The 15,589-nt window shown below is 62.7% G+C and carries 16 protein-coding genes; 6 read left to right on the forward strand and 10 right to left on the reverse strand.

The window, feature by feature from the left end:
- Positions 1–3: 3 nt before the first annotated feature.
- The gene (locus BLR92_RS09300) at positions 4–930 is read left to right on the forward strand and encodes a hydrogen peroxide-inducible genes activator (protein ID WP_089727804.1); all 927 of its coding nucleotides are present in this window, start codon (positions 4–6) and stop codon (positions 928–930) included.
- Positions 834–3,014, forward strand: a complete 2,181-nt coding sequence (gene recG, locus BLR92_RS09305; RefSeq protein ID WP_089728065.1) for an ATP-dependent DNA helicase RecG — start codon at positions 834–836, stop codon at positions 3,012–3,014. Before BLR92_RS09300 ends, recG begins: the two co-directional genes overlap by 97 nt.
- 179 nt (positions 3,015–3,193) lie before the next feature.
- On the opposite strand, the gene BLR92_RS09310 is transcribed toward recG, so the two are convergent.
- From BLR92_RS09310 to BLR92_RS09320, 3 genes are all read right to left on the reverse strand, one after another.
- Positions 3,194–3,550 carry a hypothetical protein gene (locus BLR92_RS09310; protein ID WP_089727806.1) on the reverse strand — a complete coding sequence of 119 codons (357 nt, stop codon included), beginning with the start codon at positions 3,548–3,550 and terminating at the stop codon, positions 3,194–3,196.
- A gap of 138 nt (positions 3,551–3,688) precedes the next feature.
- Entirely contained in the window at positions 3,689–3,964 is a 276-nt protein-coding gene (locus BLR92_RS09315) for an HU family DNA-binding protein (RefSeq protein WP_089727808.1), read from the reverse strand.
- A gap of 117 nt (positions 3,965–4,081) precedes the next feature.
- Positions 4,082–5,257: an NAD(P)/FAD-dependent oxidoreductase gene (locus BLR92_RS09320; RefSeq protein ID WP_089727809.1), complete on the reverse strand. Its 1,176-nt coding sequence runs from the start codon at positions 5,255–5,257 to the stop codon at positions 4,082–4,084.
- 117 nt (positions 5,258–5,374) lie between these two features.
- On the opposite strand from BLR92_RS09320, the gene BLR92_RS09325 reads away from it, so the two are divergent.
- The 4 genes from BLR92_RS09325 to phoR all read left to right on the forward strand — a co-directional run bounded on the left by BLR92_RS09325 (position 5,375) and on the right by phoR (position 9,071).
- Positions 5,375–5,920, forward strand: coding sequence for a chorismate--pyruvate lyase family protein (locus tag BLR92_RS09325; protein ID WP_245704160.1), 546 nt, complete (start codon positions 5,375–5,377; stop codon positions 5,918–5,920).
- 66 nt (positions 5,921–5,986) lie between these two features.
- Positions 5,987–6,904, forward strand: coding sequence for a 4-hydroxybenzoate octaprenyltransferase (gene ubiA / locus BLR92_RS09330; RefSeq protein WP_089727811.1), 918 nt, complete (start codon positions 5,987–5,989; stop codon positions 6,902–6,904).
- A gap of 105 nt (positions 6,905–7,009) precedes the next feature.
- A complete protein-coding gene (gene phoB, locus BLR92_RS09335; protein ID WP_089727813.1) occupies positions 7,010–7,699 on the forward strand; it encodes a phosphate regulon transcriptional regulator PhoB in 690 nt (229 codons plus the stop codon).
- A gap of 10 nt (positions 7,700–7,709) precedes the next feature.
- Positions 7,710–9,071 carry a phosphate regulon sensor histidine kinase PhoR gene (gene phoR / locus BLR92_RS09340; protein WP_089727815.1) on the forward strand — a complete coding sequence of 454 codons (1,362 nt, stop codon included), beginning with the start codon at positions 7,710–7,712 and terminating at the stop codon, positions 9,069–9,071.
- On the opposite strand, the gene fhuF is transcribed toward phoR, so the two are convergent.
- The 7 genes from fhuF to BLR92_RS09375 form a co-directional block, all read right to left on the reverse strand.
- Positions 9,014–9,769 (reverse strand): siderophore-iron reductase FhuF, encoded by a 756-nt coding sequence (gene fhuF / locus BLR92_RS09345; RefSeq protein ID WP_089727816.1) that lies wholly within the window; start codon positions 9,767–9,769, stop codon positions 9,014–9,016. The genes phoR and fhuF overlap by 58 nt on opposite strands.
- Before the next feature lie 121 nt (positions 9,770–9,890).
- Positions 9,891–10,433: a 2,4'-dihydroxyacetophenone dioxygenase family protein gene (locus BLR92_RS09350; RefSeq protein WP_089727818.1), complete on the reverse strand. Its 543-nt coding sequence runs from the start codon at positions 10,431–10,433 to the stop codon at positions 9,891–9,893.
- Positions 10,434–10,464: 31 nt separating this feature from the next.
- Positions 10,465–11,169, reverse strand: a complete 705-nt coding sequence (locus tag BLR92_RS09355) for an SDR family NAD(P)-dependent oxidoreductase (protein ID WP_089727820.1) — start codon at positions 11,167–11,169, stop codon at positions 10,465–10,467.
- An 83-nt stretch (positions 11,170–11,252) separates the two neighbouring features.
- Positions 11,253–12,200 (reverse strand): TauD/TfdA dioxygenase family protein, encoded by a 948-nt coding sequence (locus BLR92_RS09360; RefSeq protein ID WP_089727822.1) that lies wholly within the window; start codon positions 12,198–12,200, stop codon positions 11,253–11,255.
- A 208-nt stretch (positions 12,201–12,408) separates the two neighbouring features.
- On the reverse strand, positions 12,409–13,731 hold the full coding sequence (locus BLR92_RS09365) for a TRAP transporter large permease (RefSeq protein WP_089727824.1): 1,323 nt from the start codon (positions 13,729–13,731) through the stop codon (positions 12,409–12,411).
- Positions 13,728–14,294, reverse strand: a complete 567-nt coding sequence (locus tag BLR92_RS09370) for a TRAP transporter small permease subunit (RefSeq protein ID WP_245704161.1) — start codon at positions 14,292–14,294, stop codon at positions 13,728–13,730. Before BLR92_RS09370 ends, BLR92_RS09365 begins: the two co-directional genes overlap by 4 nt.
- A 65-nt stretch (positions 14,295–14,359) precedes the next feature.
- Complete coding sequence (locus BLR92_RS09375) at positions 14,360–15,424, reverse strand: type 2 periplasmic-binding domain-containing protein (RefSeq protein WP_089727826.1); 1,065 nt, start codon at positions 15,422–15,424, stop codon at positions 14,360–14,362.
- Between the last annotated feature and the right edge of the window lie 165 nt (positions 15,425–15,589).

The raw sequence follows: 15,589 nt of genomic DNA on the forward strand, positions 1-15,589 counted from the left end.
ACCATGACTCTAACAGAACTCCGGTACATCGTAACCTTGGCTCAGGAACGTCATTTCGGGCGCGCCGCCGAGCATTGCTTCGTCTCCCAGCCGACCCTGTCGGTGGCCGTGAAGAAGCTCGAGGAAGAGCTTGGCGTGGCGCTTTTCGAGCGTTCCAAGTCCACCGTTCAGGTCACCCCACTGGGTGAAAAGATCATCGAGCAGGCCCAGCGCGTGCTTGAGCAGGCCAGTGTGATCCGCGAGTTGGCCAACGAGGGCAAGGACCAACTGAGCAGCCCACTGCGCATCGGGGCCATTTACACCATCGGGCCCTACCTGTTTCCCCACCTGATTCCCGAGCTGGCGCGCAGCGCGCCACAGATGTCGCTGTACATCGAGGAGAACTTCACCGCCGAACTGCGCCGCAAGCTGAGAAGCGGCGAGCTTGATGCGATCATCATCGCGCTGCCGTTCACCGAGGCCGACGTGGTCACTCGCGCACTCTACGACGAGCCTTTCGAGGTCCTGCTACCCAGCGGGCACCCCTGGACCAACCGTACCAGCATCGACAAGCAGGACCTACTCGAGGAGCGCTTGCTGCTGCTTGGCGAAGGCCATTGTTTTCGCGATCAGATTCTCGAGGCCTGCCCGGCGATCAGCGCGCATCTCAACAGCCCTGCCAACACCCTCACCGCCGAGGGTGGCTCGCTGGAAACGATTCGTCACATGGTTGCCTCCAGGCTGGGTATCACCGTACTGCCGCAATCGGCCATCGGCACCGGGCATTACGAGAGCGGCATGCTCGAAAGCCGGCCCTTCACCCCCGAGGCGCCGAGTCGTACCGTGGCGATCGCCTGGCGCGCCAGCTATCCACGGCCCAAAGCCATCGATGCGTTGATCAATGCCGTCACCGCGTGCCGCCAACATCGGCTCGATGCCGTGCCGGCATGAGTCGTCCGTTACTCGCGGAGCCGGTCACCGCGCTGGCCGGGGTCGGCGAGGCGCTGGCCGCCAAGCTCGCGCGGCTGCGCATCGCGTGCGTCGCCGACTTGTTGTTCCATCTGCCGCTGCGTTATCAGGACCGTACCCGCATCACCCCGATCGGCACGCTGCGCGCCGGTCAGGAAGCGGTGATAGACGGCGAAGTGTGCGCCGCCGAGGTCGTCATGGGCCGGCGGCGCAGCCTGCTGGTGCGTCTCAAGGATGGCTCGGGCATTCTCAGCCTGCGCTTTTTCCACTTCGCGCCGGCTCAGCAGCAACAATTCAGCCGCGGCGCGCACGTGCGCTGTTTCGGCGAGGCACGCGCCGGCGCCACTGGGCTTGAGCTGTACCATCCCGAATATCGCCTGCTGCGCCAGGGCGACGCGCCGGTCGAGGAACATCTGACGCCGATCTACCCGACCACCGAAGGGCTCAATCAGGCGCGCCTGCGCGGGCTGATCGGCCAGGCACTCAAGGCGCTGGCCGATGCCCCCGAAACGCTGCCGGACGGCATTCCCGAGCCGCTGCGCGAGCGCTTTCGGCTACCCGAACTGCATGCGTGCCTGTGCTATCTGCACGAGCCGCCGCCGGATGCCGACCTCGAGCGCCTGGCCACCGCCAGTCACCCTACCCAGCGCCGTCTGGCACTCGAAGAATTGCTCGCGCATCAGCTCAGCCTGCGCCAGGTGCGCCTGCGCATTCAGGCCGATGGCGCCCCGACGCTGCCCTCGGGTCGCGGCTTGCAGGCGCGCTTTATCACCCAGTTGCCGTTTGCGCTGACCGGCGCCCAGCGCCGCGTGCTCGATGAGATCGCCCGCGACCTGGAAGCTCCGATGCCGATGCTGCGCCTGCTGCAGGGCGATGTCGGTTCGGGCAAGACGGTGGTCGCGGCGATGGCCGTGCTACAGGCCATCGCCGGTGGCTGCCAGGCGGCGGTGATGGCGCCCACCGAGATTCTCGCCGAGCAGCACTTCCGCAACTTCCGCGACTGGTTCTCGCCGCTGGGCATCGAGGTCGCCTGGCTGGCCGGCAAACTCAAGGGCAAGGCACGGCTCGACACCAAGGCGGCGCTCGCCGACGGTCGCGCCCAGGTCACGGTGGGTACCCATGCGCTGTTTCAGGACGATGTGCATTTTCAGCGCCTGGGCCTGGCGATCATCGACGAGCAGCACCGTTTCGGCGTCCACCAGCGCCTCGCGCTGCGCCAGAAAGGCGAAGCCGGCGGCCTGACGCCGCACCAGTTGATCATGACCGCCACGCCCATCCCGCGCACCCTGGCGATGAGCGCCTACGCCGATCTCGACCTGTCGGTGATCGACGAGTTGCCACCCGGGCGCACCCCGGTGCAAACGGTCGCGGTACCCGACGAACGCCGCCCCGAGGTGGTCGAGCGCATCCGCCGCGCCTGCGCCGAAGGTCGCCAGGCCTATTGGGTCTGCACACTGATCGAGGAATCCGAAGCGCTGCAATGCCAGGCCGCCGAGGCGACCCGCGACGCGCTGACCGAAGCGCTGCCGGAGCTGGCCATCGGCCTGGTTCACGGGCGCATGAAATCCACCGAGAAGGCTGCGGTGATGGACGCCTTCAAGGCCGACGAGCTAGACCTGCTGGTCGCCACCACGGTCATCGAGGTGGGCGTCGACGTGCCCAATGCCAGCCTGATGATCATCGAGAACCCCGAACGCCTCGGCCTGTCGCAACTCCACCAGCTGCGCGGTCGGGTCGGCCGTGGCGGCACCGAGAGCTTCTGCGTGCTGCTCTATCACCCGCCGCTGTCGGCGCACTCCCGCGAGCGCCTGGGCGTGATGCGCGAGACCAGCGACGGCTTTCGCATCGCCGAGAAGGATCTCGAGCTGCGCGGCCCCGGCGAAGTGCTGGGCACTCGCCAGACCGGCCTGGCGCAGATGAAGATCGCCGATCTGGAACGCGACCGCGACCTGCTCGAGCGGGTCAGCCCACTCGCCAAAGCATTACTCGAGGAAGCCCCGGACGCCAGCGATGTGCTGATCCGGCGCTGGTTGGGTGAGGAGGCGGGGCGTTACGGGCAGGTATAGAGACGAGAGCTAGAAGCTAGAAGCTAGAAGCTAGAAGCTAAGGATGGTCTCGGCTCTTGGCTTTTCCTTCAAGCCGCTTCGCGGCGTACTTCCAGCTTCCAGTCGCGTAGCGACGCTCTTCTAGCTTGCGTCAGCCGCGAAGCGGCGCTCTTACAGCTTCCCGCTGCGAAGCAGCGGCCTCACATCTTGCCCAGCAATTTCTGCAACCGGGTCAGATCCTTCGAGTCGCCGACCAGGCGCACGCGGCCATCGATCATGCCGTCGAGAAAAGCCTGCTGAGTGGGTTTCTTGAGGATCGCCAGCGCCGCTTCGGCGTCGCGAAAACGCAGTTCGAGATCGAGATCCACCGGCAAGCCCGACGCACTGTGAATGCCTTTTGGCGTCATGCGATAGTGACGCGCGATGGCCAGATCCTCGGTGGCGATGCCCCAATCCAGGCGGTTCAGTTCACCGAGCGTCTCCCGAAAGCGGGCATTCCCACGCCGAGCACGCTTGAGCATCAGGCCAAGCAGCCACAGCACCAGTCGCAGCTTCATGACGCTCCTGACCAATCACGTTGAGTAAAAATCGCCGGCTGCGAGCGCAACCGGCGTGACCTGAGAGCCTGATGACGATATGTAGCAGCCGGCTCTCACTTTACTTCATACGATACTTCAAAAACGACTACGAGTTACTTACTTGGCGACGGCGTCCTTGAGGGCCTTGCCGGCCTTGAAGGCCACGGTCTTGCTGGCCGGGATGGTCAACGACTCGCCGGTCTGCGGGTTCTTGCCGGTGCGTGCGGCACGTTCACGAACGGTGAAGGAGCCGAAACCAATCAGCGATACATCCTGCCCCTTGGCGACGGTGCCGGTGATCTCATCGAGAATCACGTTGAGCACCTGACCAGCTTTGTCCTTTGATAGATCGGCACGCTCGGCAATCGCCGCGGCGAGTTCTGGCTTGCGCATAAAGCCCTCCTGGGTTTGGCATTAGCACGGCGGACCAACCGCCGTTTGTTGTTCTTGAGCACGGGTTGATTTAGCAATCCCCGCAGTAAGACTATAACCTGCGGGGGCATGACGTCACTAGACTAGCAACGCCGGTGCCGCTCGCGCCAGTTCGACTTTCCTCCGCACGCAGGCGCCTGTCAACGCAAAGCCGATCAACCGTCCCTGCTTATCTTCGGCCAACGCCGCCAGATCGGCGCCTTCTCCTTCGATTCGCCAGCGCTCGGGCGGGGTCCGCGGCGCCAATGCGACCACTGGGCACGCCGGTGTCTTGACCAGCACCGGCCAGGGGCCATAGCTGACCGCCGTCGGCGTGCCGGCGAGGGTGGCGGCCAATGCCCGGGCGCTGGCCTGCAACGGTTGCACGTACATCGCGTTGACGCCGGCGACGCAGGCCACGTCGCCCAGCGCGTAAATGCCGGGCGCCGAGGTGGCGAGGTAACGATCGGTATGAATTCCCGCCGCGCTGGTTTCGAGACCGGCATCGAGCGCCAGCTCGCTACGCGGCACCAGGCCGGTGGCGATCAGCACCAGGTCGGCGTCCAAGGCATGGCCGTCATCGAGCGCCAGACTGACGTCGCCGCCCGTGACGCTCAGCGAATCGAGGCCACGCCCCAGGTGCAAGTCGACGCCGCTATCGGCCAGGGCTTCGCCCAGCACCCGACCCAGCGGTTCGGGCAGTAGTCGGGCCAGCGGAGCGCTTTCAGGGGCGATCAACGCCACCTCGTGACCGCCCGCGACCAGATCGTTGGCGAATTCGCAGCCCACCAGCCCGGCGCCGATGATCGCTATCCGCGCGCGATGCCGAGGCGCACGCTGGCGCAGCGTCTCGAGTGCCGCGTAAAAGGCGCGATAGTCGTCGAGATCGTTGATGGTGAACGCGCGTCCGCGCAGCGCTTCGGGGATGGCAAACGGTGGGCGCGGCACGGCGCCGGTGGCGATCACCAGTTCACCGTAGGCAAGCCGCTCGGCGCCGATCGAAAGCTCCCCGGCGGCGACATCGATGGCATCGACCCGGGTATGCGTGCGCACCACGGCGCCCAGTTGATCGGCGACCTCCAGGGCGCTGCGACTCGCCAGCTTCTCGGGCGGCAGGCGCTTGGCGAAACCGGTGGACAGCAACGGCTTGGAATAGTCGTCGCCGCTATCCGCGCTGATCAGGACGATCGCGCGTTGCGGATCCCGGGCGCGTAACTGGCGAGCCAGGCCCAGGCCGGCCATGCCGGTGCCGAGAATGGTCAGCGGTGCGCTCATGGGGCTCCTGGTCGTGACGATGATCGGCCGCGCAGCGGCGTCGGCGAGAACGTCGGTAACGCGATTCATGAAAGCCGCATGTTACACTAGCGCCCCCGTTTTGACCCGGAGTTCGCGGTGCGCGACGACGTTTTTCTCGGTCCCGATCGGTACCTGGCATGGCGCCCCGCCGCGGCCTGGCGACCGGCCATGAGCGCCGGTTGGTGGCACTGGGTAGCCTCCACCGACTCGCTGACCGCGCGCCTGATCGATGCCGCCCATGGCGATTTCGGCGTGCGCCTGCTCACCCAGCGCCTCGACCGCCCGCGCCGCGACGAGGCGCTGGCGCTGGATATTCCCTTCACGCAGCGGGTCTGGCGCCGCGAAGTGGCGCTGTGCGCCGCTGGAAACCCCTGGGTGGTAGCGCGCTCGGTGGCACCGCTGGCGCAGTTGCGCGGCCAGCGCCTGGGCCAGCTCGGCGAGCGCTCGCTGGGCAGTTGGCTGTTTCGCCAGCCGGATCTCGAGCGTGGCCCGATCGACGTCACCCGCCAATCGGCGCCGTTTCATGTCGAGCGCGGCCCCTGGGGTCGGCGTTCGCTGTTCCAGCATGGCCGCTTCCAGGTGCTGGTGCAGGAGTTCTTTTTGGCGCGCATGGCGGATGAACTGAACCTGCCCAGGCGATAAGCTGTTGCTGTCCATGTCGCCCGGAGCCGCTCCATTTGCTGTCTGAGATCGTTTCAAGGATATCCCATGCCCGCCCCCGACTCGTCGAGCCATTCATCGCATAAAGGGCTTCCACGCGGCCTCGCGCGCTTGCCCGATTTTCTGCAGCTGACCCGTCTCGACCGGCCGATCGGCACCTGGCTGCTGATGTGGCCGACGATGTGGGCGCTGTGGGTCGCCGCCGAGGGCCTGCCCGCGCGCGATACGCTGCTGATCTTCGTCGTCGGGGTGTATCTGATGCGCGCCGCCGGCTGCGTGATCAACGACTACGCCGACCGCCGCGTCGATGGCCATGTCAAGCGCACCCAGACCCGCCCGCTGGCCACCGGGCGCATCAGCGAGGGCGAGGCCAAGGGGCTGTTCGTGGCGCTGGTCGTTGCCGCCTTCGTGCTGGTGTGCTTCACCAATGCGTTCACCGTGATGCTCTCGGTCGGCGGCGTGATACTGGCGTTCATCTATCCGTTCATGAAGCGCTACACGCACTGGCCGCAGGTATTTCTCGGCGCGGCCTTCTCGTGGGCGATTCCCATGGCCTTCGGCGCGGTATTGGGTAGCTTGCCGGCGGAGGCCTGGCTGCTGTTTCTCGCCAACGTCGCCTGGACGGTGGCCTACGATACCCAGTACGCGATGGTCGACCGTGACGACGACCTTAAGATCGGCATCAAGTCCACCGCGGTGCTGTTCGGCGATTACGACCGGCTGATGATCGGCCTGCTGCAACTGGCCTGCCTGACGCTCCTGGCGGTGGTCGGCTCGCGTTTGGCGCTGGGCGGCTTCTTCTGGTTGGGGCTTGCCGCGATGGCGCTGATCTTCGTCTATCAGCACTGGCTGATTCGCAACCGCTCCCGCGAGCGCTGTTTCCAGGCCTTTCTCAACAATCACTGGGCGGGACTCGTGCTGTTTGCCGGGCTGGCGCTGGACCTTTGGCCCGTCAGCTTGTATTAAGGAGCGACTGTCATGTCGCTGTCATAACAGCGCGTTCTAATCGTCATCGTCCTGTCATCGCGGGTGCGTATGGATGGCATCCGCTTACCGCACGAGGCAAGGTGAATGACATCAAAGACCGTTCTTATCGTCGATGACGAAGCGTCGATTCGTGAAATGATCGCGGTAGCCCTGGAAATGGCCGACTACCGCGTGCTCGAGGCCGACAACGCCCAGACCGCCCACGCCATGGTGGTCGACAACAAGCCCGACCTGCTGCTGCTCGACTGGATGATGCCCGGCACCAGCGGCATCGAGCTGGCGCGACGCTTGAAGCGCGAGGAAACCACCGCCGAGTTGCCGATCATCATGCTCACCGCCAAGAGCGAGGAGGACAACAAGATCCTGGGTCTGGAAGCCGGCGCCGACGATTACATCACCAAGCCGTTCTCGCCACGCGAACTGGTGGCGCGTCTCAAGGCGGTGCTGCGACGCGCCACGCCACGCGGTATCGAAGACGCGGTTGAAATCGATGGGCTGATGCTCGACCCGGCCAGCCATCGCGTCTCGTCGAACGGCCTGGCGCTGGAGATCGGCCCCACCGAGTACCGCCTGCTGCAATTCTTCATGACCCACCAGGAGCGCGCCTATACGCGTGGCCAGTTGCTCGACCAGGTATGGGGCGGCAACGTTTATGTCGAGGAGCGTACCGTCGACGTGCACATCCGCCGCCTGCGCAAGGCGCTCGGCGAGCCCCATCAGCACCTGATCCAGACCGTGCGCGGCACCGGCTACCGCTTCTCGGCCAAGGGTTGATCCACGGCTCATGTACTACTGGACCAACGAACTCTGGCGGCTGGCCTATCTGGTCGGCGGGCTGGGGGCGTTGGGCTGGGTACTCGGCGAGCCGGGCTGGGGGCTGGCTGGCGGGCTGGGTCTGTTCGTTTTTATACATCTCAGACATCTGCGCGAGCTGTATGTCTGGCTGATTCGGCATCCGCATCAGGAACCCCCGGTCGGCACCGGCGTGTGGGGCGATCTGTTCGATCGCCTGTATCGCTATCACAAGCATCAGCGCCAGACCCAGCAGCGCCTGCGCGACATCATCCGCCGCGTACAGGACTCCTCGGAGGCGATGCGCGACAGCGTGGTGATGCTCGACCGACGCGGCGACCTGGAGTGGTGGAACAGCGCCGCCGAGGCCATGCTGGGCCTGCAAGCCGCCCACGACCGTGGCCAGCACATCACCAACCTGCTGCGTGACCCGCGCTTCGTCGAATACTTCAACGCCCGCGATTACCGCGAGCCGCTGACTCTACCCTCGCCGATCCGCGACGACCTGATCCTGCAATTCCAGCTTACGCTCTACGGCGATGACGAGCGCCTGCTGATGGCCCGCGATATCAGCCGTTTGCACCGCCTGGAGCAGATGCGCCGCGATTTCGTCGCCAATGTCTCCCACGAGTTGCGCACGCCGCTGACGGTGCTGGCCGGCTATCTGGAAACTTATGGTGAGTATGCGGATCAGCTGCCACCGCGCTGGCAGCGCGGGATCGTTCAGATGCAAGGCCAAACCACGCGCATGCAGAATCTGGTCGACGATCTGCTGCTGCTGGCGCGACTGGAGACAGATCACCGTGCCGAGCAGGCCGCGCCGCTCGCTATCGATTCGATGCTGGATAGCATCCGGGCCGATGCCGAGACGCTTTCGGGCGGCAGCCATCATCTACGTATCGAGATCGAAACGCCGCAGCGGCTATCGGGTATCGAGCAGGAGATTCGCAGCGCGGTATCCAATCTTGTGTTCAACGCGGTGCGCTATACCGCGCCGGGCAGCAGCATCGTGATGCGCTGGCGCGCCTGGCCGGACGGTACTCAAGACGGCGCCGCGCTGGAGGTGAGCGACGACGGCGAAGGCATCGATCCGGTGCACATCCCGCGCCTTACCGAGCGCTTCTACCGTGTCGACAAGGGCCGCAGCGCCGCGACCGGCGGCACCGGGCTGGGTCTGGCCATCGTCAAGCACGTGCTACTGCGCCACGATGCCCGCCTGGAGATCGAATCGCGCCCCGGCGAAGGTGCGCTGTTCCGCTGTGTGTTTCCCGCCGAGCGGCTAGTCAATGGCGAGCTTCAAGCCTCCTCGGCAGGCAAGGCCAGCGCCGCCGGCAGCGGGCAGTTGCCGCAGTAGCCAAGCTCCGTTAGCCGATAGCGCACGCAACACACCCGCCGCACGCAGCGGGCCTCACCCGCACCGTCGATGACCTCGCGAATCGGTCGATACAATGGATTGCGGGCGCCATCGGCGAAGTGACCAAGCGCCATCAGTCGCGCGCCCTCGGCCACCGCAGCCGGCGGGCTTGGCAGCTCTCGCAACCGATCGATCAAATAGGCGTAGTAATGGCCAGCGTTACTCCATAACGCGCGCGGGGCGATGCCGGTATGTGCCGCCATGGCCGTGATCGCCGGGTTCAGCAGCCCATCCATCAACGGTCGCAGGCGGGATTCGCCACCTTCACCGCTCACCCGCTCACCTTCGTTGGGCACCACCAGCGTCGTGACCAGGCTCTGCTCGTCGAGCAGTAAGCCGAGTTGATCCAGCGCCAGCGGCAACTGCCGGTCGAGCAGCAGATTGGCGGCCACCGGCACGTAGATCGCCTGGGAGAGGAAGTACTTCGACCACTGCGACATCACGGCCCGGCGATCCGGCGGCGGGCGTCCCGGCGTACGAAAACCGCCAGCATAGCGCTCGAGCACCGCATCTAGCCCCTTGGCGGTGAACAGTTGCCGGGCGGGAATCGGCGTTGCAGGTACTTGATGAGGCAATAACAGGCGCTCGCCAAAATCGGCGAGCGGACCCTGAAATAGCGAGGTGAGGGTCGGTAGCATGGCATGGTCTGGTTGCCGAAGAGCCCTCGCATGCTAAATGGCATCGATTCTCATTACAACAGAAGATGCCGACTTCCTGCACTGCTTAGCCTACCAAGCCAGGCGGAACCGTCATCGCAATCTAGCGGATGAACTGGTCGATGAAACCACCACCGAGTCCATTTTCTTCGTAGTGCGCGCGGCATTTGGCGATACGCGTGAACACATCGTCGTAACCGACGTTTTTGCCGTCGGGGTCGACATAGATCATCGCGCCATTGACCTGGAACAGCGTAATCATCTCATCGACGTGCGGATCGACGATCAAGGTATGGGTTTCGCCTGGTGCTTCATAGACATAACCACCCTCGTTTGCGACCCAATCATGCTCGAGATAGCGCCACTCGCCTTTCAGGACGAAGCCATGCACGGCCTGGGGATGGCGATGGCGCGACAGTACGCCGGATTTGCGTACGCGTAGTAGATTTACCCAGTAACCGGTCGAGGCCGACAGGCACAATGGACGAAACCAGACGTTTTCTTCCACCGGCACCCAGACCCGTTCATCATCGGGAATAGCGTCGGGGATGACCAGCTCCATCGCCGCCTCGGCAGGCTGTGGATGACGATAGGGCTGCCACTTGTCGTTTGCCGGAGCCGCCGGCGTTTGCTGTGAATGGCTCATAATAGGCTCCTCTGTTTGTCTATGTTGAGGTTTATACGCTGGAATAACCGCCATCGACGGGCAGGATCGCCCCGGTGACGAAGCGGGCTTGTTCCGATAAGAGAAACAGCACGACATCGCCGATCTCGTCGGGTTCGCCCCAACGCCCCATCGGGGTGCGTGCGAGAATCATCCCGGAGCGCTCGTCGCTCTCTATCAGAGGACGCGTGAGTTCAGTGGCAATCCAACCCGGCGCCACGGCATTGACGCGAATGCCTTCCATCGCCCAGGCCGCCGCCAGGCTCCTGGTCAATTGCGCCACGCCACCCTTGGAGGCGGCATAGCCGGGCGCCGAAGCCGAACCGAAGTAGGAAAGCATCGAGGCGGTGTTGACGATACTTCCACCGCCGTCGGCCAGCTTGGCCTTAGCCGCCTGACAGATGCGCAGGGTGCCGGTGAGGTTCACCTCGAGTGTTCGAGCAAACTTGTCAGGTTCGAATTCACTCCCGCCACGCTGGATAATACCGGCACAGTTGACGACGGCATCGAGCCGTTCGAACGAGGCGATTAAGGCGTCCACCTGTTGCTGCGAGGTCACGTCCAGTTGCTGGGCGGTGATTCCCTCGGATGCTGCGAAATCGCCAACCTCTTCTTCGCTCACGCCGGTAGCGACGACGCGATAGCCGCCCCGCGCGAGCGATCTCGCGACGCCCGCGCCGATGCCACGGGTGCCACCAGTGACCAGTGCATATTTCATTGCGCTATGTCTCTCCGTTCTCTATATCGTCCGCACGTGTGCATAAGGCCATGCTCGAATCGTTTCACCGGGCGCTTTGTCGTTCACTGGTCATTGGCCAGAGCATCGCGCACCGCCAGCGAGAACGGGCCGAGCGCCGGGCCGCTGCCAGCCACCGTGGTGCGGCGAAACGCACGCCGGTACCTGGCCATGTCGTAGCGTGTCGCACGATGAAGAAGTACGCGGTTGTCCCACATCACCAGATCGTTCTCGCGCCAACGATGGCTGTAGGTAAACTCGGGCCGGGAGGCATACTCGTCGAGCCATTTGAGCAGCGCCTGGCCCTCCTCCAACGCCATGCCACTGACCTCGTTACCGGCATTGACGGTAAAAAACAGCGAGCGCCGATAGTCGCGATCAGGATGAACGCGAACCAGTGGGTGCGAGACCGGCGGCACGGCATTGCGTTCGAAGGCAGTAATCGGCGGCAAGGCAGGAAACAGCCGGCGACCGAATTCGTAGTGATGCACCATATGCAGCGGCTCGAAGCGCCGCTTATCCGCATCGGACAGAGCGTCGTATGCGGCCAGCATGTTCGAGAACTCGGTCTCGCCGCCTTTCGCCTCGTCAGGCAGCACTTCGGTGCTGTACATCAATGAGGCGAACGACGGGATGTAGCGGTAGGAGCTATCCGTATGCCAGCGGGCATTGACCTTCTGGAACAGTACTTTGGGGTCGTCTTCGGGAAGGTGCTCACCCTCGACGGAGGTGTTAGCGACGTTGTAGAACGTCTTCGCCGACTTGGTCTTGTCTTCCTCGGGGAAAATCTCCAATTCGCCCCAATGCCGAGTGAAAGCCAGGTGGGCTTCTTCATCCAATACCTGATCGCGAAAGCAGATGACATGATATTGATGAAAAGCCCGTTCCAACGCCGTGAACGTGGCATCGGAAAGCGGCTGAGTGAGATCGAGACCGATGATTTCGGCACCGAGCGCCTCGGTCAGCGGATTGATGGTGAATGGCTGAGCGGCCTGTGGGTCTTGAGTTGCCATGACGACTCTCCTTAAGAGAACTCTCTAAGAACGCTATGATGGTTTAAGGGCCACGTTCGGGTAGCCCGGTGTTGTTGGAATAAAGCTTTGTCCATATCGTGGTCTTTTCGTCATAATATGGATAGCGGTCACGCTAGCCATCTCACCTGATAAGCAAGTTGACATGGTTCCATCCGTTATTCGCTCCCCGGTATGAGTTGTCCGCTCGTTACCAGCTTGGCCCACCCATCTGTTCGGGTAACCACAACACCAATTCGGGGAACAAAACGACCAGAAGCAAGGTGATCAGTTGCAAGCCGATGAACGGCAGCACGCCGCGATACATGTGTCTCAATGTGATTTCAGGCGGGGCTATCGCGCGTAGATAGAAAATCGACGGCGCCATCGGCGGCGTGAGATAGCTAGTCTGCAGCACTATCAAGAAGGCTACCGAGAACCAGATAGGATCCACTCCATAGCTGGTGACGATTGGCATTGCCAATGGAATCAGGATCAGTACCACCGAGATCAAGTCGAGCAGAAAACCGGCGATAAAGGCCAGAATAAAGATCGCCGTCACCGCGCCGGCGCCTTCGAGCCCCAGGAACGAGAGCAGCGACTGCACGCCGACCATGCCGCCGGAAGCGAAGAATACGCCAGCGAACATGTTGCCACCCAGTACGATCAGCAGAATCATCGCGGTAATCGAGGCCGTGCGCTGCAAGGAATTCCATAGAATCCGCAGCGAAAATCGGCGATAAGCCAGCGAGAGCACGATCGTACCCACGGCGCCACAGGCGGCCGCCTCGGTTGGCGTTGCGATACCCAGCAGGATCGTTCCCAGCACGGTGAAGATCAGCGCCATGGTGGGCACCAGGGCGACAAAGGTTATGCGCAGTTTCTCGGCGAGACTCAGCCCGGAGCTTTCTTCTTCACGCGGAGCGATACTGGGTCTGAACATGGCGATTCCGACCACATAGATCATGAACAGACCGGCCATGATAAGCCCCGGAAACAGTAGCCCGGCAAATAGATCGCCGACCGAAACGTTAGCCACCGGGCCCAGTATGATTACAGTGATCGAGGGGGGAATCACCGTACCGAGCGAGCCACTGGCGCAGATCGTCCCGGAGATCAGACTCTTGTCATAGGCATGTTTCATCATGATCGGCACCGCGAGCATACCGATCACGGTTTCCGTTGCCCCCACCACACCACTCGCGGCGGCAAAAATAGTGCCTAACAGCACGGCGCTGAGCGCCAACCCGCCAGGTACGCGGCGTGTCCACACATGCACGGCATCGAAAAGGCGCTCGGCGATGCCGGAACGTTCGAGCATCGCGCCGATGAAGATGAATAGTGGCACGGCGGCAAGCACCGAGTTGGTCGCTACGTCATCAAGCTTGGACAGCAACTGGAAGATGATACCGTCGCCGAACTGGAAGAAGCCGGCAACCAGGGCTACCGAGATCATTGAAAAGGCAATCGGGAAACCGGCGAGGATGAATACCATTAACGCCGGGAACATGGCGAAGCCAAGATAAGTGCTCATAGGCCAACTCCCGGTTCTTTTTCTTCTGTTTCACTCGTCTTTCCCGTGAACAGGGTCACCGTCGATTTGACGAGCTCGGCGAGAACCTGGATTCCAAGGGTCAGGAAGCCGACGAACCAAGCGGTATAAACGGGCCACACCACCGGGTTCCAAGCCGACTTCCCGGTGACTTCGCCATTTTGAAAGGCAAGAGTCGCGCTGGCGTATAGCTCGACGGTCATCCACCATACGGCGGTCCCGAACAGGCAGTAGCCGAGCACGTCGACCACGGCCTTGCCGCGTGGCGAAAACCTGCCATAGAGAAGATCGACGCTGACATGCTGGCGGATCTTCAGCGCATAGCCCATGGCTAGCACGAAGATCGAGCCCATCAACATGTAACTGATTTCGTAAGCCCAGAAGGTGGGGTTGTCCAGCACATAACGGCTGAAAACCTCGTATACCAGCGCCGCAATCAAAGGTATCGTCAGCAATGCGGCGAGCATGTCGGTGAACGCTGTTATGCGTCCCGCAACTCTTATGATCATCATGGTTATCTTCCCGCACAGTGGGTGCGTGATCATGAACATGTTCGTTCAGCAATAGTGGAGCCGCGCCGGTCGCCTATCGGACCGGCACGTCTTTGCGCTTACTCCGCCAGACTGCCAATCGGCAGACGGTATTCGTCCCACGACTTGAGCTTGTTCTTGAAGTCGCGCTGCGATTGCAGAACCTTCTCGAACCACGGATTCTGGGCCGCCTGTTCGTCGGCCCACTGGCGAGTCACTTCCTGGGCCTTGTCGATGAATGCCGGGTCCAGCTCGACGATCTCGTTGGGCCCTTCCTGCAGTTCGCGGAAGGCATCCAGGTCAGCGGCGGAACTGTTCAGCCAGCTTTCGAAGACGTTGAGCTTGCCGGCCAACTGAAGCATTTCTTGATCGCGTTCGGAGAGCTGGTTCCAGGCCTCCATATTCACCTGGCACTCGAGCAGTCCGCCCGGATTCTGGATGCCGGGCACGATGACGTACTGGGCGATATCCTGCAGGCCGGTAGGCAGGTTGATTTCCGGCGTGCCCAGCTCGGCGGCCTGGATCACGCCGCGTTCCAGCGAACTGTAGACCTCGCCACCCGGCATCACCACGGTAGAGGCACCGAGGCGTGAGGCGATCTCGGCCCAGGCACCGGCGGTGCGCAGCTTCAGGCCCTGGAAATCCTCGAGGTTCTCAACCTTCTTGGTGGAGTGCAGGAAGATGTCGGTGCCCAGCACGGCACAAGGATAAGAGATTACGCCGAACTCCTCCTTACGCCACTCCTGCCATAGCTCAAGACCGCCGCCCTCGTAGAGCCACAGCATATAACCCTCGGGGGTCAGACCACCGGCGTAGCCGGCGAAGAGCACGCCGGTCTTATCCAGGCCCCAGTCATAGCCCATCCAGTTGTTGCTGATTTCCGCGACGCCCTTCTGTACACCCTCGGTCACCTTGAGCGGGCTGTAGAGCGTGCCGCCAGGGTAGACGGTAATGTCGACCCGACCTTCGGTGAGTTCGCCGACCAGCTCGGCATAGCCCTCGACATCGCGCTCCAGCCAGGGACCACCGCTCCATGGCGTAGCCATCTTCCACTGAACTTCAGCAGCGCCGGCACTGGCCGAACCAGCCATGAGGCCTGCAGCGAGACCAGCGACGACGAACGTTTTCTTGAGTTCATTACGCATTCTGTTTTCCTCTACTCTTCGCTGACATTTGGCTTTGTTGTTGAGAAGATCGGCGGTATAAGCAATCGCTTTGCTGCCGTTGCGATCGATTCCTCGCGAGAATCGTTGGCGGATGTTTTGTCCATATTGTGGCTATAAATCCATTATATGGTCAAATTAGCATCC

This window comes from Modicisalibacter muralis (assembly GCF_900102945.1).
Taxonomy (GTDB): domain Bacteria; phylum Pseudomonadota; class Gammaproteobacteria; order Pseudomonadales; family Halomonadaceae; genus Modicisalibacter; species Modicisalibacter muralis.